Origin of the sequence: Desulfacinum infernum DSM 9756, from assembly GCF_900129305.1 — a bacterium.
Taxonomy (GTDB): Bacteria; Desulfobacterota; Syntrophobacteria; order Syntrophobacterales; family DSM-9756; genus Desulfacinum; species Desulfacinum infernum.
The window spans coordinates 19,112-43,523 of record NZ_FQVB01000014.1; the positions used below are offsets into that span (position 1 = coordinate 19,112).

At 63.5% G+C, this 24,412-nt stretch carries 14 protein-coding genes; 11 read left to right on the top strand and 3 right to left on the bottom strand.

The window, feature by feature from the left end:
• Positions 1-7 precede the first annotated feature (7 nt).
• The 3 genes from BUB04_RS08260 to fdnG form a co-directional block, all read right to left on the bottom strand.
• Positions 8-916: a formate dehydrogenase accessory protein FdhE gene (locus tag BUB04_RS08260; protein ID WP_073038527.1), complete on the bottom strand. Its 909-nt coding sequence runs from the start codon at positions 914-916 to the stop codon at positions 8-10.
• A gap of 817 nt (positions 917-1,733) precedes the next feature.
• Positions 1,734-2,468 carry a 4Fe-4S dicluster domain-containing protein gene (locus BUB04_RS08265; RefSeq protein WP_073038528.1) on the bottom strand — a complete coding sequence of 245 codons (735 nt, stop codon included), beginning with the start codon at positions 2,466-2,468 and terminating at the stop codon, positions 1,734-1,736.
• A 3-nt stretch (positions 2,469-2,471) separates the two neighbouring features.
• Positions 2,472-5,555, bottom strand: coding sequence for a formate dehydrogenase-N subunit alpha (gene fdnG, locus BUB04_RS08270; RefSeq protein ID WP_084076311.1), 3,084 nt, complete (start codon positions 5,553-5,555; stop codon positions 2,472-2,474).
• Positions 5,556-6,239: 684 nt separating this feature from the next.
• Here fdnG and BUB04_RS08280 point away from each other — a divergent pair.
• The 11 genes from BUB04_RS08280 (at position 6,240) to BUB04_RS08330 (ending at position 24,373) form a co-directional block, all read left to right on the top strand.
• Positions 6,240-8,384, top strand: coding sequence for a vWA domain-containing protein (locus BUB04_RS08280; RefSeq protein ID WP_073038531.1), 2,145 nt, complete (start codon positions 6,240-6,242; stop codon positions 8,382-8,384).
• Positions 8,385-8,413: 29 nt separating this feature from the next.
• Complete coding sequence (locus BUB04_RS08285; protein ID WP_143156416.1) at positions 8,414-9,151, top strand: ABC transporter ATP-binding protein; 738 nt, start codon at positions 8,414-8,416, stop codon at positions 9,149-9,151.
• A complete protein-coding gene (locus BUB04_RS08290) occupies positions 9,148-10,983 on the top strand; it encodes an FtsX-like permease family protein (protein WP_073038533.1) in 1,836 nt (611 codons plus the stop codon). Before BUB04_RS08285 ends, BUB04_RS08290 begins: the two co-directional genes overlap by 4 nt.
• Positions 10,973-12,658: an SUMF1/EgtB/PvdO family nonheme iron enzyme gene (locus tag BUB04_RS08295; RefSeq protein ID WP_073038534.1), complete on the top strand. Its 1,686-nt coding sequence runs from the start codon at positions 10,973-10,975 to the stop codon at positions 12,656-12,658. Before BUB04_RS08290 ends, BUB04_RS08295 begins: the two co-directional genes overlap by 11 nt.
• 30 nt (positions 12,659-12,688) lie before the next feature.
• Positions 12,689-13,333, top strand: coding sequence for a YMGG-like glycine zipper-containing protein (locus BUB04_RS08300; RefSeq protein ID WP_073038535.1), 645 nt, complete (start codon positions 12,689-12,691; stop codon positions 13,331-13,333).
• A gap of 2 nt (positions 13,334-13,335) precedes the next feature.
• A complete protein-coding gene (locus BUB04_RS08305) occupies positions 13,336-13,872 on the top strand; it encodes a hypothetical protein (protein WP_073038584.1) in 537 nt (178 codons plus the stop codon).
• Entirely contained in the window at positions 13,869-14,975 is a 1,107-nt protein-coding gene (locus tag BUB04_RS08310; protein WP_073038536.1) for a S41 family peptidase, read from the top strand. The genes BUB04_RS08305 and BUB04_RS08310 overlap by 4 nt, the downstream gene beginning before the upstream one ends.
• 197 nt (positions 14,976-15,172) lie before the next feature.
• Complete coding sequence (locus tag BUB04_RS08315; protein ID WP_073038537.1) at positions 15,173-19,726, top strand: hypothetical protein; 4,554 nt, start codon at positions 15,173-15,175, stop codon at positions 19,724-19,726.
• A gap of 66 nt (positions 19,727-19,792) precedes the next feature.
• A complete protein-coding gene (locus BUB04_RS08320) occupies positions 19,793-21,058 on the top strand; it encodes a hypothetical protein (protein WP_073038538.1) in 1,266 nt (421 codons plus the stop codon).
• A 66-nt stretch (positions 21,059-21,124) separates the two neighbouring features.
• Entirely contained in the window at positions 21,125-23,698 is a 2,574-nt protein-coding gene (locus BUB04_RS08325; RefSeq protein ID WP_073038539.1) for a TolB family protein, read from the top strand.
• Positions 23,699-23,764: 66 nt separating this feature from the next.
• Positions 23,765-24,373 carry a DUF7489 domain-containing protein gene (locus BUB04_RS08330; RefSeq protein ID WP_143156417.1) on the top strand — a complete coding sequence of 203 codons (609 nt, stop codon included), beginning with the start codon at positions 23,765-23,767 and terminating at the stop codon, positions 24,371-24,373.
• Positions 24,374-24,412 lie beyond the last annotated feature (39 nt).

Genomic DNA, 24,412 nt, shown 5'->3' on the forward strand with positions numbered 1-24,412 from the left:
CCGGGAGTCAAGACACAAGGGGAGGAACTCCTTTCCCGTAGACGGCCGGGGCCGGAGACGGCGGCGTCTTCCAGTCGGCCCTCTGGGCCACCAGATCCAGATGGATGGTGGTCCATTCCTCCAAAGGGAGCCAGAAGGGACTCAGGATTTCCCGCCTGTCCAAGGCTTTGAAATAGTGGGAACATTCCTGGCAGTAGTAGATCCGGTAGTGGGGCTCCTGTTCCGTGAAGAGGTAGCCCAGGCGGTCGTGGCGCCGGTTGTCGCACGCAGGGCACTGGAACCGCGCGATGGTCCAGGGCGTGGCGCACCAGGAACAATGGGCCCGGCGCTTTCCTTGTTCCTCCAGGGTGAGCAGGGAAGGAAGGCTCCCGCACAGGGGGCAGTACCCTTCCTTCCAGAGGGAATCGAAGGAAAACCGGCGGCGGAGATCCCCGGCGGTCCATTCCACGGAAGGCCTAAGACAGCTTCGGGCGAGAAAGAGCAGGGAAGCGACGTCCACACCTTCCACCTCCACCCATTCCTCCCAGGGGTTCCATTCATGGTGCAGAAAGCTTTCCCAAATGGCGGCACGGGCCGACGGATTCCGGCGCAGCGCCTTCTCCAGGGCCCCATGGGCCCTTCGAAGTTCTTCATTGTCCGAAGGAATGGCCTTTTCCAGAACGGCCAGCATCCTATCCGCTCCGTCATGGTCGATGGGAAACTCCCACCGCTTGAGCAACGGCCGACCCTGGCGCCACGTTTCCTCCGTTTCGCTCTTTTTGATGGAAAGGGGACGCAGATTCAGTTGAGGCTTGATCTTTTCCTGGGCGAGAAAGAGAGGCTCCAGAAAAGGATAAAGGTGGGCGTAGGCGGGTTTGGACTTTCGAGCGACTTCCACGGCCCGTTGGATGGTGGACAGTTCCTTCAAATCGTGCATCGGGAAGAACCCTTTCTTTGCTGAGGAAGCAGCAAGCAAATCGGCTTCAGTTCGTATTCGGACACGTCCATGAGCAACTCGAACCGAACACGTCGGCCCGGAAAACGGGAACCCGGAGACCCAACACCAAAGGAGGCGGACGGCGCCGCCTCTTCAAAAACCGTCACTCCCGCGTGAGCGGAAGCCTGCAACCTTTTGCCACCTAACAGTCATGGCTCCCCTTGCGCCACCCCGTACAGATGAAAGAACCGGCCGGGCAAGGAGTCTTTGTGGGAGCGCCGCAAGGCGCGATGGGGTGGTGGCCGCAACGCCACGGAACGGCCGGCTGCAACGCCACGGAACGGCTGGCCATCCCTTTCGCGGCTTTCGCCGCTCCCACAGGTGATGGTGCTCCCACAGGTGATGCCGCACCTGTTAGGTGTTGATTGGAGCTCCCGATGCTCCTGCAAGATACCGAAAGTACAGTTCTTTCATATTAACGGTCATGGCTCCCCTCGCGCCACCCCGCATGGATGAAAGAGCGGGCAGAAGCAAGGGCATTTGTCGGAACGCCGCGATATGCCATTCTCTATGAGTCACTGCGCGCCCATTGCATTGCCGGGCACCCTCATTGCAGCCTTCGCAGTTTCTACAACGAAGAAGATTTGCGTCTATTCGCGTTCATTCGCGGTTCTCTTTCATATTAACCGAGCGATTCTTCCATGGGGCTCGTTTATCGCCGCGCGCTCAGAGGGCGGGGATAAACCCCGCCCCTACGCAACAAGGCCAATCCGTTCTTGCGGGGGCGATTCGTGACCCGGTCCTGCAGCCCGCCGCGTCAACCCATGCGAAGTCCCTTGGCCACGTTGCGGGCCGGCGCAAAGAAGAGCTTCCGAAGTGCCAGCTTCCGGCTGATCCCCGGCCGCACTCCGGCCACCGCGTACGGATGGTAGAGGGCCGGATCGTCCGTTACCAGATAAAGGGTCCTCACATCGTCCGGGTCCAGGAGCTGCGCCTTGGGGAATTTTCCCTTCAGGGCGGCCAGCCGCTCCTGGGCGAGCGCCATCATCTCGTCCCGGGTGCCGAAATTCATGGCCCCGGTGGGGCACACCTTGACGCAGGCGGGCTTGAGGCCGTTCCTCACCCGGTCGATGCACATGGTGCATTTGACCACGGTGCCGTCGTCCTTGGCCCGCGGGATGTCGTAGGGGCAGGACGCCCGCACCTCGTCCACGGGCACCCCCTTGGTCTTTTCGGTATAGACCACCGCCCCGGTTTCCTCGTCGTGGATCACCCCGCCGTCCACGTACCCCTGGATGGCGTCCTTGCACGGGGGCTCGATGCAGTGGCGGCACTGATCCGCGAAAAAGTACCAGACGGGCTTCCCGTCCTTCAGATGTTCGCTGAAGCGCACCAGCTTGAAGGTGTTGCCGTCCAGATCGGGCGGATTCTGGTGCGTTCCCAGGTTCTTGGTCATGCCGGCGCCGTTCTGGTTCCAGTTCTTGCAAGCGATCTGGCACCCACGGCAGGCCGTACAGCGGCTCGTATCCACCAGGAAGCTCATCCCTGCCATGGCTTACACCCCTTTCTTTCTCACGTTGACCATGAAGGCCTTGGTTTCCGGGATCCGGGTGTTGGGATCACCCGCCGAGGGGCTCAAGAGATTGGCGCTGTCCCCGCCGTCCGGCGGCCACACCCATCCGTAATGCCACGGCAAGCCCACCTGGTGGATCTCCTGGCCCTGAACCAGGAAGGGGCGGAACCGCTTGGTCACCATGGCCACCGCCTCCACTGCCCCGCGCGGCGACTCCACGATCACCTTCTCCCCGTTCTTGATTCCACGTAGACGAGCCAGCTCTTCGCTCATCTCCACGAAAAGCTGCGGCTCCGTCTCCAGCAGCCACGGCTGCCAGCGGGTGAGCACCCCCGTCTGCCAGTGTTCCGTCACCCGGTAGGTGGTACCCACGAAGGGATACCGGGGATCGCACGTCTTGTAGACGTCCTTTTCCGTTCCGTAAACGGCCGCCACCGGGTTGGTGAACTGCGAGCTGAAAAGATTCTTTTCCACGGGGCATTCGATGGGTTCGTAGTGTTCCGGGAAGGGGCCGTCGTTGCGGCCCGGGCCGAAGATGCCGCCGAACCCGTGGGGTTTCATGATGAACGGGTACTTGGTGTCGGTGCGCAGGGTGCCGTCGGGATTCATCATGGGATACCAGCCGCCGTCAGGCACGTCGCCCACCCATTTGTTGGTGACATACTTGCCGTCCCTCACCTCCCCGGCGAAGGCGATGACGGGCTTCTTGGGGTTCCAGGGGCGTCCCATGAGGTCCACCGAGGCCCGGTTATAGAGAATCCGGCGGTTTACGGGCCAGCACCACGCCCAGTTGGAATAGAGCCCGATGCCGCTGGCGTCCGTGGTGTCCCGGCGGGCCATGTTGTTGCCGCTTTCGTTGTAGCTCTGGCAATAGAGCCAGTTGCCGCTGGTGGTGGACCCGTCCGCCTGGAGGAACGCAAAGGACGGAACCAGCTGCCCCTTCTTGTAGGTCTTGTCCTTGATGGTCACATCCCGGGTGAATTCCCCGTTGATGGTTCGGGCCACCTTGTGAGCGTCGAACTTGCCGTCGGTGGTGTAATCCCACTTGAGGTTCAGGATGGGATCGGGAAAGACCCCGCCTTCCTTGGCATAAAGGCTTCGGATCTCGTTGAAGAGCTCCACCATGATGTCGCCGTCGGGCTTGGCCTCACCGGGCGGATCCTGTGCCTTGTATCTCCACTGGGCCCAGCGGCCGCTGTTGGTGACGGAACCTTCCTTTTCCATGAAGGCAGCGCAGGGCAGGAAGAAGACCTCCGTTTTCACCTTCCCGGGATCCATGCCCGGCCCCTTCCAGAAGGAAGCCGTCTCGTTGTCGAACAGGTTGACGTTCACCATCCAGTCCAGCCTGGTCAGGGCTTCCCGGGTCTTGGCGGCATTGGCTCCGCTGCAGGCCGGATTCTGGCCCCAGGCGAAAAAGCCGCTGAACTCACCCCGATACATGGCGTCGAACAGATCCAGCCAGCTGTAGGCCTTGCCGTCGTCCAGCTTGGGCATCCAGCCGTAGCCGAAGTCGTTTCCGGCGTCGGCCGCATCGCCGAACATGGCCTTGAGGAAGCTCACCACGTATTTGGGGCGGTTCTGCCACCAGTTGGCGCTCAGCGGGTCGTGGGAAACCGGCGTGTACTTCTTGTTGTAGTCGGCCAGGGTGGCCGCCGACGCCGTGGGTGTGGGCAGGTAGCCCGGCCAGATGTGGAAGAGCAGGCAGTGGTCCGTGGATCCCTGCACGTTGGATTCGCCCCGCAGCGCGTTCACGCCGCCTCCGGCCACGCCCATGTTGCCCAGCAGCAGCTGGATGATGGCCATGGTCCGGATGTTCTGCACGCCCACCGTGTGCTGGGTCCAGCCCATGGCGTACATGATGGTGCCCGCCTTGTCGGGCTTTCCGGTGGCGCTGTAGAGCTCGTAGACCTTGACGAGATCTTCCTTGGGGGTTCCCGTCACGGCGGAAACCTTGTCCAGGGTGTAGCGGGAAAAGTGCTTCTTCAGGAGCTGAAAGACCGTGCGGGGATGCTTCAGGGTGTAGTCCTTCTTGGGCACCCCGTTTTCGTCCAGTTCATAGGCCCAGTAGGACTTGTCGTACTTTCGGGTCTTGGGGTCGAACCCCGAAAAGAGCCCGTCGTGAAATCCGTACTTCTTGCCCACGATAAAGCAGGCGTTGGTGTACCGGGCCACGTATTCCTTGAAGTACTTGTTGTTGGACAGGATGTAGTTGATCATGCCGCCCAGGAAGGCGATGTCGGTTCCGGAACGAAGGGCCGTGTAGAAATCGGCCTTGCTGGAGGTGCGGGTGAACCGGGGATCCACGCTGATGAGGGTGGCGCCGTTTTTCTGAGCTTCGGTGACCCACCGGAAGGAAATGGGGTGGTTTTCCGCCGCGTTGCTCCCCATGATGAGGATGCAGTCGCTGTTCTTGATGTCGATCCAATGATTGGTCATGGCGCCGCGTCCGAACGACTCTGCCAGAGCCGCTACCGTGGCGCTGTGTCAGATACGTGCCTGGTGTTCGATGTACACCAGGCCCATGGCGCGCAGCATCGCCTGATAGATCCAGCACTCCTCGTTGTCCAGGGCCGCGCTTCCCACCGACGCGATCCCGTCGCAGCGGTTCACCACCTGGCCCTTGGCGTTTTTCACGGTGAAACTCTTGTCGCGGCTGGCCTTGACCCGCTTGGCGATCTCCTTGATGGCCCAATCCCAGCTCTTTTCCTCCCAGCGGCTGCTGTAGGGGGCGCGGTAGAGCACCTTGGTGATGCGCTTTTCGTTTCGGGCGATCTGGTAGGCGGCGGCCCCCTTGGCGCAAAGCGCCCCCCCGTTGATGGGGTGATCCGCGTCGCCTTCGGTGTAGATCACCTTGCCGGATCGGTTGTCCGTGTGGCAGATGATGCCGCAGCCCACGGCGCAATAGCAGCAAATGGTGGGGGTTTCCTTGGCGTCCTGCGTGCGCAACCGCCATGCCTGCTCCTGGACGGGCTGCATGTTGAAGCCCATGGTGGTGCACCCCCCAAGAGCCAGCCCGGCCGTCGCCGCACTGGAGATCTTGAGAAAGTCCCTGCGTGTCAGTTTCATTCCCGCCTCCTGTTCGCCTTGGGTTCAAGGTGACTTCTTCTCTCCTCCGGGCCCGGTCCCATCCGAAAGACCGCCCGGAAAGTCCCAAACAGCGCTCAGCGGTTCTCACCTCCTTTCCGCAAAATCGATGGAATCGGGTGCCGGTTCAACCGTGGGAAAGCAGAGAACAACTCAGCGGGAAAACATTCAGCGTCCTGGAAAGAGAGGATAAGCGGGATTCCGTTGGAAGGGATCGGGAACACAGGGGATGGGGAGGGAGCGGTAAACGGTGCTGGAGACCCGGATGGGCGGTTGGCTGGGAGCGCTTCTCGAGACGATGGGCCATGAGAAGGGAATCCTCCGTGAGCCGAAAGGACAAGGGCGCATGGAGCGCCGACATAAGGCTTATAGATCAGAGATCGTTATTGCTTTCACCATACCCGCCCGTGCGCTGTCCTGTCAAGCCGAGGGAGGAACAAGATCCATGGCGAATAGCCTTGACACCCGTCAAAGCGCCTGCTATCGGAAAAAGCGTCAAAAGGGATCCCTCATCACACCTCGCCGGATGGGCTCAGGGGCCGTCTCGCCCTGGTCTGAACGCAGGAAGACTCAGGGTGGACCGCATGCACGAGCCCGCACACCGCAAAGAATACAAGCCACCCCCATCACCCCGACCATTCACCCCACCCCGTTCCAGGAGGAGACATGTCCACTTACCCGGCTTTTGTGCGCAGAGTTTTCTGGATGGCGATGGTCCTGGCCCTGACGGTCCCGTGCGGCCCGGTTTTCGCCCAGTCGTCGGATCTCGAGGGAACTCAGGGGCACGGGCCGCCGGCGGGAGCTTCCGCCTTGGAGGGAACGCAGGGACCCACCCCGGCCAACGACCTCTCGGCCCTGGAAGGCACGACCGGGCATCCCGCGGGTAAGCCAACGGACGACGGGATCGTCTGCCCGCCCGGAAGTCCCTGCCTTGAGGCGGCCACGCAACTGCCGTTGCGCGTCCTTCCCCGCCCCTTCTCCGCTATCCATCGCGAGGCCTTGGCGGACCCGGCCAACGTGGTCCAGGCCAATGTCCCGGCCTTCAAACCCCTTTATGTCTTCAACCGGCGGGAGATCGATCTTTCCCGACCCGACGATCCCAAGGGCTGGTACCAGGTCGGCCGCACGCGCACGGCGCCGGAAGGCTGGATGCAGGCCAAGGACGTCCTGGAATGGCGCCAGGCACTCCTGGTTTCCTACACCCATCCCGGAAACGAACTGGAAGGGCGCAGTCCCGTGCTCATGTTCCGCCATCGCGCCGACCTTGAATCCATCGTGGACGACATGGACATGGCAGGCCGGGCCAAGGCCCTCTATGAGGCCATAGCGTCCGGAAAGATCCCCGACCAGGTCGTCAGCATGGAACCCAAGCGCTTTGTGGATATCACCAAGCGTTTCTATGTGCTGCCCATCCTGCAGTGGAGCCAGACCCAGATCAACGGGGACGATGTCCGGCTGCTCCAGGTGGCCGCGGCCGTGCCCGGCGCCCGCGGCGCCGACACCGTCCGAAACCCGGATTATCTGGAGCAGGCCCAGGTGGGGCGCGGCCAGGGCGGAGCGGTGCTCCAGGACGTCAAGGCCGATATCGTCTTCGTCATCGACACCAGCCGCAGCATGCAGCCCTTCATCGACATGACCCGGGACGCCGTGGCGCAGATGAGCCGTCAGTTCAGCGCCGAGACGGCCGACCGGTTTCGGTTCGGCCTGGTGGTCTTCCGGGACTCCCTGGAGGTCGCCCCCCAGCTGGAGTACGTGGCCCGCAGTCTCACCCCGGAACTGGTGAGCGCTCAGGATCTGGTGGGGCTTCTGGAGCGTGAGGCAGGCGCCACCGCCGTGGGCAGCGTCGATTACGCCGAGGAGGTCTTCGCCGGCGTGGACCTGGCCCTGCATTCCAAGTGGCGCCAGGGAGCTCTTCGCTTCGTGATCCTCATCGGCGACGCCAGTTCCCATCCCAAGGGCCATCCCCAGAACACCACCGGAAAGGACGAGACGGATCTGCGCCGGGAGTACGATGACGCCCAGGTCCATCTTTTCGCCATCCACCTTCAAGACCCTCGCGCCAAGGAGGATCACCCTCTCGCCCAGGCCCAATTCGGCCATCTGGCGAGGGTGCGCGGCAGTGAATCCAGCTCGGCCATCAAGGAGGTCAACGCCTTCGAAGAAGGCGAGTACCGCGCCCTGGTGGAGCACCTCACGGGTCGCATCACCGCTCTGCTGAACCAGACCATGGGGAACGGAACCGCTGCGCAGGCGGCGCCCCTGGCGGAGTTCGACAAGCTCTGGGAAGCGGCCCTCATCGAGTACGTGGGCAAGGAGGCCGCTCCGCCCAAGGACATCGTGGCCTGGACCTTGGACCGCGATCTCGTGAACCCGGCCAACAAGGCCCTGGAGGTGCGCGTCCTGGTCACCCGCGAGCAGCTTTCCACCCTGGCCCAGACCCTGGACCAGGTGGTTCAGGCCCTCATGCGCGCCGAAGTCACCCAGGGCCAGTTCTTCGATGCGCTCCAGAGCGTAGCCGGTCAGGCCATGAAACGCCCCGAAGACCTGGGAGGCGCCGTGCGCCTGGCCGACACCGGCCTCCTGCCGGCTTTCATTCAGAGCCTGCCGTATAAGAGCGACATCCTGGCCCTGACGGAGGACATGTTCGCCAGCATGACGGCCGAGCAGCGTTCTCAGCTGGAATGGAGCATCCTGGCCAAGCTCGACCAGTACCGAACCATCAACGAACAGGTGGACGCCTGGTTCCGCCTCAACGACACGGACCCGGATCAGGACATGGTCTACCCCCTGCACCTGGACTATCTGCCCTAGAGTCGGCCATGCCCCACATGAACGCGCCCATGGTCCGTCTTGAAGGACTGGTCAAGACGCGCAGCCAGAACGAAAGCGTCTTCGAGCTGCACGTGCCGGACTTTCGCGTCGCCCCGGGAAGCATGGTGGCCGTCGTGGGAGAGAGCGGCTGCGGCAAGAGCACGCTGCTGGATCTTCTGGCTCTGGTCATGGCCCCCACGCGGGTGGATCGATTCGAGATCGCGCCCCGCCCACCGGCTCCGCCGTGGGATGCCGCGGCCCTGTGGAGCCGCGGCGACGAATCGTCCCTGGCGGCCCTGCGCCGGGAGTACTTCGGCTACGTCCTTCAGACCGGCGGGCTCCTGCCTTTCTTGTCCGTGCGCCGAAACATCGAACTGCCCGGAGCCATCAACGGCGGCCGGCCGTCACGCCGGCGCCTCGAAGCCCTGGCGCGGGACATGGGGCTGGAGTCCTGCCTGGACCGCATGCCATCCTCCCTGTCCATCGGGCAGCGCCAGCGGGCGGCCATCCTGCGCGCTCTGGCCCACGGACCGCGCCTGGTCCTGGCCGACGAACCGACGGCCGCCGTGGACAAGGCCAGGGCCCGGACCATCATGGGCGACTTGCACCGACTGGCCCGGGAAGAAGGCGCGGCCGTGGTCGTGGTGACCCACGACACGGATCTGGTCATGGATCGGGCGGATGCGGTTTACTCCTTCGAACTCGAAGTCGTCTCGGCCGTCGCCACCCGGTCGGTCTGCCGGCCTGTAGCGGGAGGCGCCCCGTGAGCCGCCCGGACAGTCCCCTGCGTCAGGTTCCCCTGCTGGCCGCCGCTCACCTCCGGCATGAGTGGATTCTGACCCTGTGCCTGGTGGTCGCCCTGGCGGCGGTCATCGCTCCGCTCCTGGTCTTGCTGGGCCTGAAACACGGCACCATCCGGACCCTACGCGAGCGCCTCGTCCAGGATCCCGTCTTCCGCGAAATCCGGCCCACCCAGACCCGCGTCTTCAGCCCCCAATGGTTTGAGGACGTGGCCGCATGGCCGGGCGTGGGATTTCTGACCCCCACCATCCTTCCCCTCTCCTCGGTCGTCACCGTGGTTCTGCCACCGGACCGCAAGACCGCGCTCTTCGACCTCATTCCCACGGCCGCCGGCGACCCGCTCATCCTGGAAAACGGAGGCATCGTGCCTGAAGACGGCCAGGTGGTCCTGACGGCGGAGGCCGCCCGACTGGCCGGCGCGGGTCCCGGAGACGACCTGGAGGTTCGGATCACCAGAACCCGGGGCGGCCGGGGTGAAACCGTGACCGACCGGCTGCGGGTTGCGGCCGTATTGGACGCACGTGCAGGCTCCCTCCCGCGGGTCTATGCCCCTCTTGCCTTTGTGCTGGACGTGGAAGCCTACAAGGAGGGCTACGCCGCCCCGGCCCGCGGCTGGCCGGGCGAGACCCCGCGTCCTTATCCGAGCTTCGACGGCGCGCTGCTCCTCCTGCCGGAGCCGCTGCCGCCCATCGTGAGGTCGGGCCTGGTCATCAACACCGGCTTCGGCCGGATGGTGGAGATCGGCAGGGAGCGAGTGCGCAAGCTTTTGGGGCGGGTCCCGCCGGACGGGTTCGCCTGCTACGAGCTCCTGGCACCCGCCTCCCCGGTGACCCCATCGAGCCTCCGGGCCGTGGAGCAAAAGCTTCGAGGATACAGGCGGGTCCTGCTGCCCTACGCCCGGGACATCGTCGTGAGTGTCGGCGAACGCCGGTTCTCCCCCGTGGGCCTGTCCCTGGACGAAGCCCAAGCCGCGCTCCTGGGCTGGACCGCAACACCCTGGCCCGGCCTTTCGGGCCTTTCCAGGGAAGGAGGCGTACCGCCCTGTCTCTGGCCCGCCGCCGAGAGTCCCGCGGTGGGTGAAACCCTCCAGGTGCTCGCTCCGGGCACGGCGGAAGTCTCCTTTCCCGTCCGGGTCGCCGGAACGACCGCGCTGGACCGCCCCGTGCTGCCCGTGGAACTCATGGGCGTGCTACGCACCGCCACCCAGCGCGCCGTGACCTTCGACCCCGCGTCGCAGACGTTCCAGATGGCCCGCGGCGGATACCGGGGCTTTCGACTCTATGCCAAGACCATCGACGACGTGCCCGGGCTGTATCGCCGCCTCAAGGACCAGGGCGTGGAGGTGGCGGCCCAGGTGGAGGCCATCGAGCGCATCCGGATCCTGGACCGGGGCCTTTCCCATCTGTTCTGGCTCATCGCCGTCCTGGGGGTGTGCGGGGGCACCGGCGTGCTGGTGTCCAGCCTGTACGCGGCCGTGGATCGACTGCGCCGGGACCTGGGCGTGCTCCGGCTCCTGGGCTTCGCCCGCGGACATGTCTTTTTCTTCCCCGTGGTGCAGGGACTCATCCTGGCCGCCCTCGGACTCGCCGCCGGCTTCGTCGGCTATGCCGCCCTGGCGGAAGTCATCGACCACAGTTTCGCCATGGACCTGGCCCCCGGCGAGGCCTTCTGCATCCTCCCGGGCTCTCATGTTCCCCTGGTTTGCCTTTCCACCATCGCCCTGGCCGGCCTGGCCTCGTTGGCGGCCGCCTGGAGGGCCACGGGCATCGACCCTGCGGAGGTTATTCGTGAACAGTGACGGTTTGTGGAAGCGGCCGAAAGCCGCCGCATGCCTTCTCCTGGCCATGATCCTTGCCTCGGCGACCCCGGTACTGGCCGGCGTGCCGCCCCAGAGCCCGTACAACCCCAAGCCGGCCGAGGGGGACATCATTCTGCCCATGCCGGAGGGCGCCGAGATGGTCTTCCGGCGCGTCCAGGTTCCCGGTACGGGCTTTTGGGGGGATCAGAAGCGCATCATCCAGATCGGCGACGCGTCGGGCGGAATCTTCGAGGGGCTGCAGCGCACCCAGATCAGCGGTTCGTTCCCGTCCGGCGGGGACGGGGCCTGGGAGATCATCCTGGGCAAGTACGAACTGACCCGGGGCCAGTTCGCCGCTGTCATGGGCATGGACGCCCTGTTGAAGGCCAGCAGCGATCCCGAGGTGAAGAGCCTCCCGACCCTGCAGGGGAGAAGCCTGCGCGAGGCCCTCATGAAGCCTCTCACCTATGTGAGCCACGGCGATGTTCTTGAATTCATTCGCCGCTACAACCAGTGGCTTTTTGACCCGGCCCACCCCGAACGCGCGGAATCCCTGCCCAAGGTGGACGGCGTGCCGGGCTTTGTGCGCCTGCCCACGGAAGACGAGTGGGAGTATTGCGCCCGGGGCGGGTTGGAGGCCATCCAGGCGGGAACCTTCGACGACAGACTGCCGTTCCCTGCGGCCCAGGCGGCGGAGTTCGCCTGGCACCTGGGAAACGCCAAGCACCAGCTGCGCCCCATCGGACTGCGACGGCCGGACCTTCACGGGTTCCACGATCTCTTCGGCAATGCCCAGGAGATGACAGCCGGCCTCTTTCGTCCCGAAATCTGGCAGGGCAAGCCCGGCGGGGTGCCCGCGCGCGGAGGCAGCGTTTCCACACCCCCGGCCGAACTGCGCAGCTCCCTCCGGGCCGAACTGGATGTCTACGGGTGGGATCCGGACGCCAAGAAGGTGGAGGAGCGCAAGTCCTATAACACCGGCGCGCGCCTGGCCCTTGGGTCCAACGTGGTGGTCAGTACGGCCCAGCTCAACCAGATCGAAAAGGAGTACGAAGCCTACAAGGCGGAGCTGCGCCGGACCATGCCCGTGGGCCGCACCCTGGACAACCTGGTCAGCCAGGCCTCCGTGCAGATTGACGCCGCCGACCCCGTCATCCGGCGTCTGATCAAGGAAAATCCGGAACTGAGCCGACCCCTTGCGGCAGTGCAGGATTCCCTGAACAAAGCCCGGGAGCGCCTGGAGCTGGCCCAGCGGGAAAGCGCCCGCAGCCTGGCCCAGGACGCCGGCCGCAACGGGGTGAACCTGTCCGTCTACCTGTCCCGCCTGGAACGTCTGGCCGGAACTCTGGAGACGGCCAAGGAGCTGGCGGCCACGTCCACACGGTACCAGGGGCAGGTGGCGGCCGTGGAGAAGTCCATGAAGGAACTGGAAACGGCGGCGCGCGACCAACTCCAGGGCTACCGCGACAAGGTGAGCAAACTGGGCGAATACCGTCGCGAGCACATCGACTTCGCCTTCACCCAACTTCAAGCCGCGAAGATGACCAAACGGGAGCAGCTGGTCATGCAGCTGGTCAAGGAACACGTTCAAGAGTTCGCCGAGCGGCGCCGGGCCGACCCGGACGCCTGGCTCGAGGAGTTTCGTAAGCGTTTCGAGGGCTTTGTGGATTCCTAAACCATTCGCTGGATGCAAGGAGGAACGATCATGAGAGTGGCTCGGAGAATCGGTTCTGTGGCGCTCGTGCTGGCCCTGCTGACGGGCTGCGCCGGCACGTCGGACCAGACACGCACCAAGGCGGAAGGCGCAGGCGTGGGCGCCCTCGTCGGAGGACTTCTCGGCTACGCCATCGGCGACGGGAAGGGCGCCGCCATCGGGGCGGCTCTGGGCGCCGGGGCCGGTTTCCTGGTGGGCAACGAAGTGGCCAAGCGCAAACAGGCGTACGCCACCACCGAGGAATTCCTGGACGCCGAAATCGCCAGCACCCAGGAATACAACAAGACGGCCGTCGCCTACAACAACAAGCTTATGAAAGATATCAAGGCCTTGGAAAAGGAGTCCGCGGCCCTGAGGGCGAAATACGACAAGGGGCAAGTGGACAAGAAGACCCTTCAGGCCAGGAGCGACGCCCTGCAGAAGAAGATCGACGACGCCAAGAAGCTGGAGAAAACACTGGCCAAGGAGCTGGAGGTCCAGACGGCCATCCTGGCGCAGGAAAAGAAGAGCCGCCCCGCCGATGACCAGTACCTCGTCCGCCTGGAAAAGGAAGTGGCGGCCCTCCAGAAAAACCTGGACAAGCTCCGGGAAGGAAGTTCGCAGTTGGCTCAGATCGATCAGAGGTTGTCCGTATGAACATGCGCACATTGCTCTCGATGACGGTGGTGTTCGGCCTGCTTGTCGGATGCGCGGGACAGCCCGACCCTCGAACGGGCGGTTTCTTCGGCGGAGTGGCGGGCCTGAGCGGAGGTGGATACCAGAAGCGGATCCAGGAGCGGGAGGCGAGGCTGGAGCAGCTTCGCGCCGTCCAGCGGGAACTGGACGCCGAGAAGGGGCAACTGGAGGCGCAGAAGTCCCAAGCATACGTCAAAGTGCAGCAAGACAAGGCCAAGGTGGATGCCATGCAGGCCGACATCGCCGCCTTGGACAAGAAAATCCGGGCGTTGTCTTCCCAGGAGGGCGTGGATCAGAAGCGGGTGGCCCAGATGCAGAAGCGTCTGGCGGATCTCAAGGCCGGCCTGAAGCGCCAGGAATCTTCCCTGGACGCCCTGGAAGGGAGCGGCCTGGGAGATTCCGACGTGGATTTGCGCAGAAAGCAGCTGGAGGCGCAACGGGACGCTCTTCGCAAGGAATACGACCTGCTCATGAAGATGCAGATGGAACTGGCCCAGTGAGAGGGGTATCGACCGCGGCCCTTTTCCTGGCCGTGCTCCTGACGGCGTCGTGTCTCCACGCGGCGCCGCTGGAAGCGATCCGGGACATCCTGCGCCGCCACCTTTTGAACCCTCCGGGCGAGGCCGCCTTGGCCGCCTTGTCGGAAGAAAACCTGGCGACGAAACTGCGGGACATCGATCCCTATGCCCGGATCTTTTCGGCGGCAGAGTACCGGGCTCTCACGGCGGCAAGGCATGCCTGGGTGGGAATCGGCGCCGGCCTGTCCCTGCGGGGATCGGTGCCCATCCTTCACGTTTACCGAGGGGGCGGGGCGGACCGGGCGGGGGTCCCGGACCGGGTTCGCCTGCTGGAGATCGACGGCCGGACGGTGGCCGGTCTGGATGCCGAAAGTATTGCCCTGCACCTCAGGGGCGAGGAGGGATCCACCGTCCGGCTGACGGTGTCCCTGCCGGGCGGGGGCACGAAACATTTTTCGGTTCTCCGGGAGTCCTTCGCCCCCCTGGACGTGGAGGTCATCCCGCCCGGAGAGCAGCGCCTGGTCCGCATTCGGGACTTCGTCGGGGGAGTTACCCGACCGGCCCTGCGCGCCACCTTGGACTTCCTGACCCGCACGGCTTCCACCCACGAGGCGGCCCCCCTCATCATCGACCTGCGGGACGCCCTTGGCGGGGATTTGTATGAAGCCTTTGATCTGGCCGGCATGTTTCTTCCGGCTGGAGCCGTGCTGGGCATTGTTCGCGGCCGGGACGGCTACGCCATGGAGGTGCACGCTCCGCCGGGAGACAAATTCACCATGCCGCTCATCCTCCTGGTGGGCCCGGAAACGGCCAGCGCTGCGGAAGTTTTCGCCGGCATCCTGCAGCGCACTCAGCGGGCGGCGCTGGTGGGCCGCCCCACATTCGGCAAGTGCGTGTCCCAGACCGACGCCCGACTGTCGGACGGGTCCGTGCTGCGCTACACCAACAAGGAAGTGCTGTTTCCCGGGGGGGATACCTGCACGGGAACGGGACTGACCCCGGATCTCACCGTTGCTGAGGACGAGATGGACAGCCTTCCCCGGCTGCTGGAGCGGGTGCAAGGCTTCGTGCGTAAACATCCGTAGGAGGGCTGTCTGAGCACTCCCCCAACCGTCACTCCCGCACAAGCGGGAGTCCACAAGTTGACGGAAATCGTGGATCCCCGCTCGCCGTTCAAGCCGTGGACAATCTTCGCGGGGATGACGAATGGGCGTTCAATGTCGGAAATCAGTCATGTCGGACAAGCTCCGTTGGCCACGAGAGCGCCCTGCAGGAGGGGATTATGATGAGAATCGCCTGGGTACGTTTGATACACCTTGTCCTTCTGTCCCTCCTTCTTTCGGAACAGGCTCTGGCCTGGACTCCCGGCCTCAAGGAAGCGGCCGAGGCCTTTGCCTTGGGCAAGGCGTCTCCCGCCCAGGAGATGATGCTCTTTGTCCACAACAAGGAGGTCAACCTGCTGGCCCAGGAGGGCAAGATCTCCATGTCCACCTACCGGCGGTGCCAAGAGGATTTCTTTCGGCTCAACGAGGAATTTGCGACCAAGGCCGTAAGGGAGGCCGGCTTCGATCCCAGCATCAGCAACCGCAAATACAACCCGGGTACGGATACCGACGTCAACGTGCTGGGCAAGGGCGGAAAGAAAGTGCGCCTGGAGGACATCAAGAAGATCGACGCCGATTATCAAAAGATCGTTCAGGAGCATTTCCGCAGCAAAGGGCTCGATCCTCCGGCCGGCAAAATTCAAACGGAAACGGACTTCATGCCCCACCCGGAATATACCGACCCGCAAGAATTTCAGAGGATCGTTGATTACGTCAATCAAAACGGCGGGACGGCCTACAAGGACCCGCGCGCCGCCTCGGCCCAGGCCAAACTCGGCACATCCCAACCCATGAGCATCGACGAAGCTTCCAGCTTCAGCGCCACCATGAAGGACATGGCCGAGATGAAGATCAAGAAGGCCAACGCCCTGCGGGCCCAGGCCAAGTCCATTCGAAGCTCCAATCCCGGTCAGGCGGAGTATCTCGAGGCCCAGGCCCGGCAATTCGACTATCAGGCCGCCAAATACCACAATCGCATCCACGCCGCGAACAATCACCTCCGCCGGCAGTACGGCCTGCCGGAAAACCCCAAAAACATCACCGGATTTGACCAGTCCGCCGACATCATCGAGCTCAGCGGACGCAATCCCTTCACGGGCAAGGACGCCTCGGTGATTCATAATCTCCACCAAAGCGCGTTGCAGGCTTCCACGGACGACATGATCGATACCTTGGTGGAGGTCGCCCAAAAAGACCCGTCCAAGATCTCCAAGCTCCAGAAAGCATTAGGCAAAGAAATCGCCCATCTGCCTCCCAACAGGGCCGGGCAGGCCATCGAGCGCATAGAGAACGCGACCAAGGGGGTCAAAGGCCTGGAGGGAACTCTTGCCAGAGGTGCTGTTGCGGAAGCCAGAGCTCTGAAGCGGATTCAGCAGATCAAATCTTCGGGCACTATTTGGAAAAAGGATATCGGCCCTGCGCTCGGCAAGGGCATGAAAGTCATCATGACTGCCGGAAATGCGGTTCTGATAGCCTATCAGGGCGTTTCCATCACGCTGGACAACGTCAAGGCCACGGACACCCTGTGGGATTATTTCCGCAACTGCTACTACCATGCTTTTTGGGAGGGCACAGGGATCGGGCCGGCCTTCGAGCAGGCCCAACGCGAGGAGATCGACCGGTTCACGAAAGAGGTCGAGGCGGGCAGGTCTCCGTCCATGACCAAACACGTGACGCTCACCCTGCTCAAGACGGGCGTCTATATGGGAAAGGACGCCATTATCGGTCTTCTCTACCTCCCCGACACCATCTGGGAATATTTCACCCAGGAAAAAGAGTTGGAAGGGTATGCGGCCATGCAGAACGAGCTGGCCAAGGTCATGCGGCAGATGATCTTGGACCGGAAGAATTTCGAGCAGACTTTGGCCAATATGAAAAAAATGGGATTGGCGGACGCCGACGCCAAACCATTCCTCGATTGTTTGTGCTCCGGGTGTGGTGGTTCTCTGGGCGGTTTTTTCAACCCCGGCTTCGAATCCGATGTCGGCCACGGTCCGTGCCAATGCAACGGCCCCTTGTCCATCTGGAAGACGCCTCTGCCCACCGACAAACAAGCCCAATACGAATGCTTCAACAAGGTGACCAAGTTGCGCTACGACCAGGCGCAGGCTGTTTTCGAATTATGGCGGCAACGGGTAGCCGAGGAAAATGCCAGAAGCGTTCAGCCTGAATTCGATGCCATCATGCAGGATGTTACCCATGGGGTTATGAAAGAGGAAGAGGGCGCACGGAATATTGCGGATCGCTTCGCCTCCATTCGGGATCTGCTCCTTCCCCAGGACGTGGATTCCGTTCGGGCATTGGTGGGATCCCATTTGCAGAATCACGCCGTCAGGAATTTGGAAACGGGCGACGTGGATCGGGCCGTGGACAACCTGGACTTGGCCCTGAACAAGATCGGCGCCCGCAGCGCCCAGCAACAGGCTGATCTGGAACAATTCAAGGCCCGCTACGAGCAGTGGGCGACAAGGTGGCGGGAAACCAAGGAGAAGACGTTCCCGGAAATCGAGGCCCTGATGCAAAAAAATCAGATGTTGCGGGCCAGGAGCGAAATCGAAACCTTGGAATACAGGATGCTCAAGGACCCGAAACGTCCTTTGCCGCCGGCCGTGAGGGATCCGGCGTTTCTCCGCTTGAAGGAACGGTTGGCCAGCCTTCAGAAGCGATATGAACAGCGCATGCAGGAAATGTGGGACAAGGTGAAAGCCCTGAGCGCGGACCATGAGCATCGGCTGGCCATCCCCATCCTGCAAAAGGCCCTGGAGGAGTGGGAACATCCGCCTCAGGCCAAAAATGGGTTGCTCCGTCAGCTGGCATATCACCAGGGGGAGGTCAAACGAGCCGAGGATAAGAGAACGCTTGGCCGGCGCTATGAAAAGGATGGCGATCTGGAGCAGGCGATCCTCCAGTACGAGGAAAGTCTGCGAATTCAGAAAGACAGCGCCCTGGAGCGGGACGTGGCCCGGCTGAAGACAACGGTTCAGAAACAAGCCAAGGCCAAGGCCCTTTGGTCCGAGGCGCAACAGTTGCAAGGAGTGCAAAAGTATGAAGAGGCCATCCGGAAATACAAGGAGGGACTGGCCCTTTGGGATGACCCGGCCATAAGAGATCGGGTGGCCGGTCTGGAAAAATTCCTGGCTGACCGTGAAAAGCAGAAAGCGGCCGAAGCTCCCTCGCCAAAAGCAAAGGGCGTTGCGACCCAACAGAATCAGACCATCCGACCCGCCCCCGCTTCGCCGCCAGCCAGCGTATCCGGCAAATGGCGCACTTCGGAAGGGGAATTGACGCTCACCCAGGACAGCCGAGCCATAAGCGGCTCCTATCCCCAGGACCGTGGCGAAATTGTCGCAGAAATGAACGGTAACGTCTTGGAGGGATACTGGATCGAGGATGCGGCCAATAAACGATGCGCCACCGCTAAAAAGGGTCGTTTTTATTGGGGGCGCATAAAGTGGATCTTCAGCGGTGACCGGTTCAGCGGGGCCTGGGGGTACTGCGAAGAGGCCCCCGTTCATCCATGGACCGGAGAGCGTTTGGGTGCCGCTTCGGATACCGGCAAGTCCGGTGGGGATAGTAATGGGTCCTCCCCGCCGACCACCTCCCCGAAGGCAAAGACGACTCCGCCTCAGCCCGCTCCCACAACCGCTGGCGCGCCGGACGTTTCCGTCCCCGAAGACTGGAAGCCCGTGGCCATTGGCAATGTCCGTTTCGCGGTGCCGGCGTCGTGGCAGTACACGACGGAGCCTGATCCCGAATCGGGGAAAATCCACATCCACTGGGATGGAAGTTTTGATACCCCGAAACACGGGGTGTCCGGCGGTGTCGTGGGCAGTTACGACCGGGCGAAGTCGGAATTTTCCGGGCTGAGAACCGTGCACCTGGGCGGCGTGGACGTCTTGCGCGCCGATGACGGCTCGGCCGTGAATTTCCTTTTTCCTCCCATGCCCGACGGCCGTGCGGTGCTCTTGATAGTGGTTCGCGGCCCCGCCGGCCGTCAGGAGGTCATCGACGCCGTGCTTTCCTCCGTGCGTGTGGACGGCCAGGGCGGTCCGGCGGCGGCAGGGACCGGTTCCCCGGAGCGCACCTTTGAGGTCGGCAACACCTCCTCCGTGGACAACGGCCCCACCCAACCCACGGTTTTTTCTCTCAAGAGCCCCCGTGTGCTGGCCGCCATCTCCACCTACCATTGGAATCACGGCAAGGGCACGGCGACCCCAGGTACCATCGCCCTGCGCGACTCCTCGGGGCGTCTGTTTGGCCCCTGGAAGACGCAAGGGGCCCCGGGGCAGGGCGGTGTTCCCAATGCCAATTGGACCGCGAGGCCCATGGTGGAGCTCCCGGCCGGGACGTATACCGTGGTGGACTCCGATCCCGCCACCTGGGCGCATAACCCGCAGTCCGGAGGGAGAGGCTTCGCCCGGGTGGAGACCCTTCCTGTGGGCGATTCCGCCTCCGGAACCGCCCCGAAAGGCCGGGCAACGGAGCGCTGGGTGAACGCCCGCGATCCCAACCACTATGTCCAGCGTGAAACCACCGCCCAAGGCGTGCGCTGGGTCGAGTACACCAACGGCCAGGCGCTCTTCCGTTTCGAAGAAAAGGGACGATCCTCCTCCGAGAGAACGGTCACTCTCTACGATCCGTCGCGGGGAATCTCGGCCACGCTCTATCCGGACAGGTTCGACTACGGCCGGGGAAGCAGGATCATCGGGACACACCGGGGAGGATGGGAATAAACCCGGGCCTCCACGGCCCGGAAAGAGGGGACCAGACCTTCTCAGGTGTTCCCCGGAGGGGTCCGTATGATGTTTGTCGTTCGTCACGTGGTTGTTGCCGTCGCCGCCGTGGGCCTGCTCATGGCCTGGTGGTTCCCGGCTCCGGTGCTGATCCGCCTGGAATCCGTGGACTGGCAAGAACGGTTGGAAGCGCAAAAGCGCCGAGGGGCGGTGTATCCCGGAGCCTCGTTGGAAAGAAAGCCCCGCTCCATGGCGGAGTTCGTGGCGGCGGAAACCGCCGGCCGTGTCACGGACGCGAAGGATCCGGCCTGGATCGGGGTTTTCCGGGACGTGGAGGCAAGAGGCGTGGACTACAGGGAACCGGGCTCCGCCCCCCTTTCGTCCCTGCCGGGCCGGCACGGCTACGTGGCGCTCCAGGAAGGAGAAGGATCCCGTTACTTGGAGTACCGCAGGATCGGCGCGGAGGACTTTCGCTTCTACTCCATCCTGGCCCATCTCCAGTATCCCCTCCGAGAATATTGGCCGCATTTCCTTGCGGCGGCCGCTGTCGTGCTTGCTGCCCTTGCCGTGCCGCTTGGTTCGCCCGGCATCGTGGAGACGAGCTCGGCAGCCCAAGGGTTTCGCTGGTCCGCGTTTTTGGCCGCGGTCTTTGCGGGCATGACGGCCTGGCCTTTTGTGTACGGCACCGGGGGAAGCGGCGCCGCCTACGCCTCCATCCTCGTGGGGGGAGTCTTTTTCTTCGGGGCCTTGGCGGGAATGGGGCTTTTCGGGCGCCAGATCATCCTGCTTCGGGAGATGGCGGCCGGGCGCCATCTGGCCCACTTCACCTACGAGCCCGAAGAATGGCTCCGGTACGTCCGGTGGAATTTCGGACAGGAGATCGAACGGAAGAAGGCGTTGTGGTTTCTGATCTTCGCCGTCTCCCTGGTGGTCGGCCTGGGGTTCATGATCGCCCTGCGGGACGCGGCTTCGGTTGGCGTTTTCGCGGTCCTCATGGGGCTTATGGCCGTCTTGTGGCTTTTGGCCGTGGGGCTCCCCCGACTCACACGCCGCCGCGATCTTCATCGGCCCGGACAGGTGTATGTGGGCCGCCGGGGCGTGTACCTGAACGGCACGGTGCATTCCTGGGGGATGCTCGGCAGCCGCCTGGAATCGGTCAGGATGGAGAACGCCCCCCTGCCGCATATCCTTCTGGTCTATTCGGTCCTGATGATGTCCGGGAGGATCCTGTACCTCTTTCGGCATCGCGTTTCCGTCCGCATCCCCGTGCCCAGGGGGCAGGACGGAACTGCCGTGGTTCGGGCGCTTCGCAAGGAGGCCCATGGCACATGATCGCCCTTGGGGGGTGGTTTCGCGTGCCGTTTTCCCGATGGCTGCTCCTGTAAACTGGAGGTTCCGATGCGGTTTTTCTTGTTCATTTTGACGATGCCGTTCTTTTTGCTCGCGCCGCCGGCGGCTTGGTGCGCCGCGGATTCCTCGGATGCCGTGAAGGTGGAAATCGCCACGGGTCCCGACGGGCTTTTGCAGATGGAGCAGCAGGGCAAGGTCACGGTGCGCGCGCTGCGGGGCTGGGGCCGCTTGTCGGACAAATATGTCAAGCTGGCCCTGCGCATGCGCCAGGAGGCCGGGCTCGACCTGTTGGAGGCGGATCTGGAGCGGATCCGGCAATGGACGTCGGATCCCGCCATGGCGTCTTTTCGGGAGGAGCTGGATGAGCTGGCTGCTTTTCTGGAGTGCGGCGGGCATCTCGCGTGGGCCCCGGTTGATCCAGCAGCCGTCGTGCCCGCAGGGGCTCTTTTGCGAAGCGGCGGCAAACGCTGGATCCAGGCGGCGGACGGTCGCCCGGAAGTACCGAATGAGGCTGGGCAACCGGAATCGAGTGGGCCTGAGACCGCCCAGGCTGCACCCGAACCGTCCACCTTGGCGCCCCCCCTCCCCACCGATGCCGGTCCTCAGGACGGCCTGGAATTTCCCATCAACGATCAGGTCCCCGGCACCTTCCGTGTCAAGTTGAGAATCGAGGGGCTGCGACAGGCCACAGCGGCGGACGAGCCTTGGTTTGAGCGCGTGGCGCCGAACCTTCTTCCCGAGAATCCACCGATAGCCGCAAGGGAACGCGGGTTTTTCGAAAACCGAGCCTCTTTCCTACCCGACCCGGGACGTCTCGCCCAGGAAGGGGCATCCTACCATCGCTTCCTGGGCGTGGCCGCCCTGGGCACCCCCGTGGTCATCCGAGTGGACGCCCCGGAAAATCCCGCCATCCCTTTGAGCGACCAGGAAGTTCGCGACAAGGTGGCCTACCGTGTGGTGGGCAAGAGCGTTCTCTTCTTCCCCGTGGACCAGGCATCGGGTGCCTCCGATATCGGGTTCGAGGAGAGCCATGAAGGGACGGCGCGCTGGACCCCGAGCGCCGATGCCCGTTCCGGCCGCCCCGTAGGGCCGCGCGCCGTGGGCGTCTACATGGCCTACCAGGTGAAGAAATATGTGGGCAACCATGAACTGGGCGTCCTCAAGTATAACTACCGACGCATCGGTTGGGTGCTGGTGGCCATGCCGGGAGATGTCTACGAACACGACGGTCGGCTGTACGCCGTGGGGCAACGGGACCCCCTGTCCACGTCCGCCTCGTCGGCGCTTCCCCCGCCGATGGAAAACCCTGATTTCGAGCTCCCGCCGTACGCCCTGAAAAAGCAGGCCGTACGGTTTTCCGAAGATCTGCGCCAGGTGGCTTGGGTGGAGGGGGAAGAGGATGGAAAGAAGCGCGTCGTTATAAACGGCGTAGCCGGTTCCTGGTATGACGATATCATGACCTACGGCATGGGCTTTTTCCCCGGGGGAGGTCGCTTCTGTTTTCAGGCGGAAATGGGCGACAAGGAGGTGCTGGTCTGCAATGGAGCCCAGGTGCTGGCGTTCGACGAGATCGAGTTCATGGCCGCCAGTCCCGACGGGGACCACCTCCTGGTGGGGGGACGCACGGAAGGGTCCAACGTGGTTTATCTGGACGGCAAAGAGGTCCGCCGGACGGCCAACCGCCTTGCCATGAGTGCCGCTGCGATAGCCCACGACGGAGAGGCCGCGTGGGTGGAAAGAGGAAAAATCCCCGAGACGGGTGCCGAGTTTGCCATGGTCGTCCGCGAAGACGGCTCCGAGGAAAGGAAGTATCGAAGCATCGTCGAAAGGCCTCTTTTCACGAAAAACCGCGCCGAACTCTGGTATATCGCCGAGAAGGAGGACAAAAACCGCTTCTTGGTGCGCAACGGCGAGGAACTCACGCCCACCATGGGATCCGGATACAAGTTCACGGTAACCTCCGACGGTGCCCACTACGCCTTCGTGGCCCAGGTGAGCGCAAACGTTGAATCCATGGTGATCGACGGCCAAATCGGCCCCGAATTCCACCAAATCTGGAACCCCGCCGTCTTCAGCCCCGACGGATCGCGCCACATCTACTCGGCCTATCGGGACAAGCAGGCTTTTCTGGTGGTGGATGGGCGGATCGTGTCCCACGGATTCGGCCCGCTCAAGAGTATCGGCGGAGAGGCCTTTAGCCCCGACGGCGGTCGCTGGGCCGCCGGCTTCCGGTTGAACGACCAGGACTACGCGGTGGTCGTGGACGGCAAGGAGGTGGGCCGGGGGAAAGGATCCCCCCGCCAAATTGTTTTCAGTCCCGACGGCGGACGGGTGGCCTGGCTGGAGAAGGGCAAAAAGAGTTGGCGTGCGTACCTGGACGGCCAGGCCGGTCCGGAGTTTCGGGAAATCTACGACAAAGAGCCGCCGCAGTTCAGTCCCGACGGGAAGCACCTGGTCTATTTCGCCATGGACAAGGACAAGAGGATGCACATCGTGGTTTTCGGCGGTGAGGACCGGACGCACGACGTCATTCCCCCGCGGGCCGTGTTCACCTCGTCCGGGGCGCAGTACCTGGCCGTCGACGGCAACCGGCTCCGGAAACACGTGCTCTCCCTGCCCTGACCCCGTCCTGCCTGCTCCCGTTGACGGGGCGGGAAGGAGACAGTCGAAACTCTCAAGGAGATTTCCATGACGCAAAGTACGGCGCACCGACATCCGAACGCAGCGTCTGCACCCCTCACCCCGCAACAGACGGAAGAATGGTTGCGCACTTACCGTCGTCATTCGCGCATCTACGCATGGGGTTTTTTCGCCGTCATCCTGCCTGTGATCCTGGGCGTCATCTGGTGGGAGATGGGGGAAATCAACGAAGATGTGCTCTATTCCTTCGGCTTCGCGGCCGTGGTGACCTTTTTCCTGGCGCTCCGGGCTCGGAAAGGATCGGAGAAGAGCTGGAGCGGGGTGGTGGAAGACCTTTTCATGAAAAAGGTGAGGAGGCGCCGGGATGGGGGCCTGCCCGACGAGGTGGTCCTCCGGCCTCGGGCTCGCATTCGCACCGATAGGGGCAAAACGATCACCCTGCCTATGACCGAGGACCTCTTCGACTACTTCGAGTTGGGAGATCGGGTTTTCAAGATCGCCGGAATGGAATGGCCGGAGAAGGTCTCCTTGGACCAACAGAAGCGGGTTTGCATGGCCTGCGGCGGGCTCTACACTCCGGGCGCAGGGAGCTGTCCGCGCTGCGGGGCCCCGGAGCCGGACCACGCCACCCTGGTGCGCCTGGCCGCCGCCTCGTGAGGATGGGAAACGGCCGATCTTCCTGTGGAATCGGCCGTT

Excerpts from the sequence above, each read along its gene's own strand:
- BUB04_RS08280 (WP_073038531.1), top strand. The coding sequence starts at position 6,240 with ATGTCCACTTACCCGGCTTTTGTGCGCAGAGTTTTCTGGATGGCGATG.
- BUB04_RS08260 (WP_073038527.1), bottom strand. The coding sequence starts at position 916 with ATGCACGATTTGAAGGAACTGTCCACCATCCAACGGGCCGTGGAAGTC.
- BUB04_RS08325 (WP_073038539.1), top strand. The coding sequence starts at position 21,125 with ATGCGGTTTTTCTTGTTCATTTTGACGATGCCGTTCTTTTTGCTCGCG.
- BUB04_RS08330 (WP_143156417.1), top strand. The coding sequence starts at position 23,765 with ATGACGCAAAGTACGGCGCACCGACATCCGAACGCAGCGTCTGCACCC.
- BUB04_RS08265 (WP_073038528.1), bottom strand. The coding sequence starts at position 2,468 with ATGGCAGGGATGAGCTTCCTGGTGGATACGAGCCGCTGTACGGCCTGC.
- BUB04_RS08300 (WP_073038535.1), top strand. The coding sequence starts at position 12,689 with ATGAGAGTGGCTCGGAGAATCGGTTCTGTGGCGCTCGTGCTGGCCCTG.
- BUB04_RS08315 (WP_073038537.1), top strand. The coding sequence starts at position 15,173 with ATGATGAGAATCGCCTGGGTACGTTTGATACACCTTGTCCTTCTGTCC.
- BUB04_RS08285 (WP_143156416.1), top strand. The coding sequence starts at position 8,414 with ATGGTCCGTCTTGAAGGACTGGTCAAGACGCGCAGCCAGAACGAAAGC.
- BUB04_RS08320 (WP_073038538.1), top strand. The coding sequence starts at position 19,793 with ATGATGTTTGTCGTTCGTCACGTGGTTGTTGCCGTCGCCGCCGTGGGC.
- BUB04_RS08305 (WP_073038584.1), top strand. The coding sequence starts at position 13,336 with ATGCGCACATTGCTCTCGATGACGGTGGTGTTCGGCCTGCTTGTCGGA.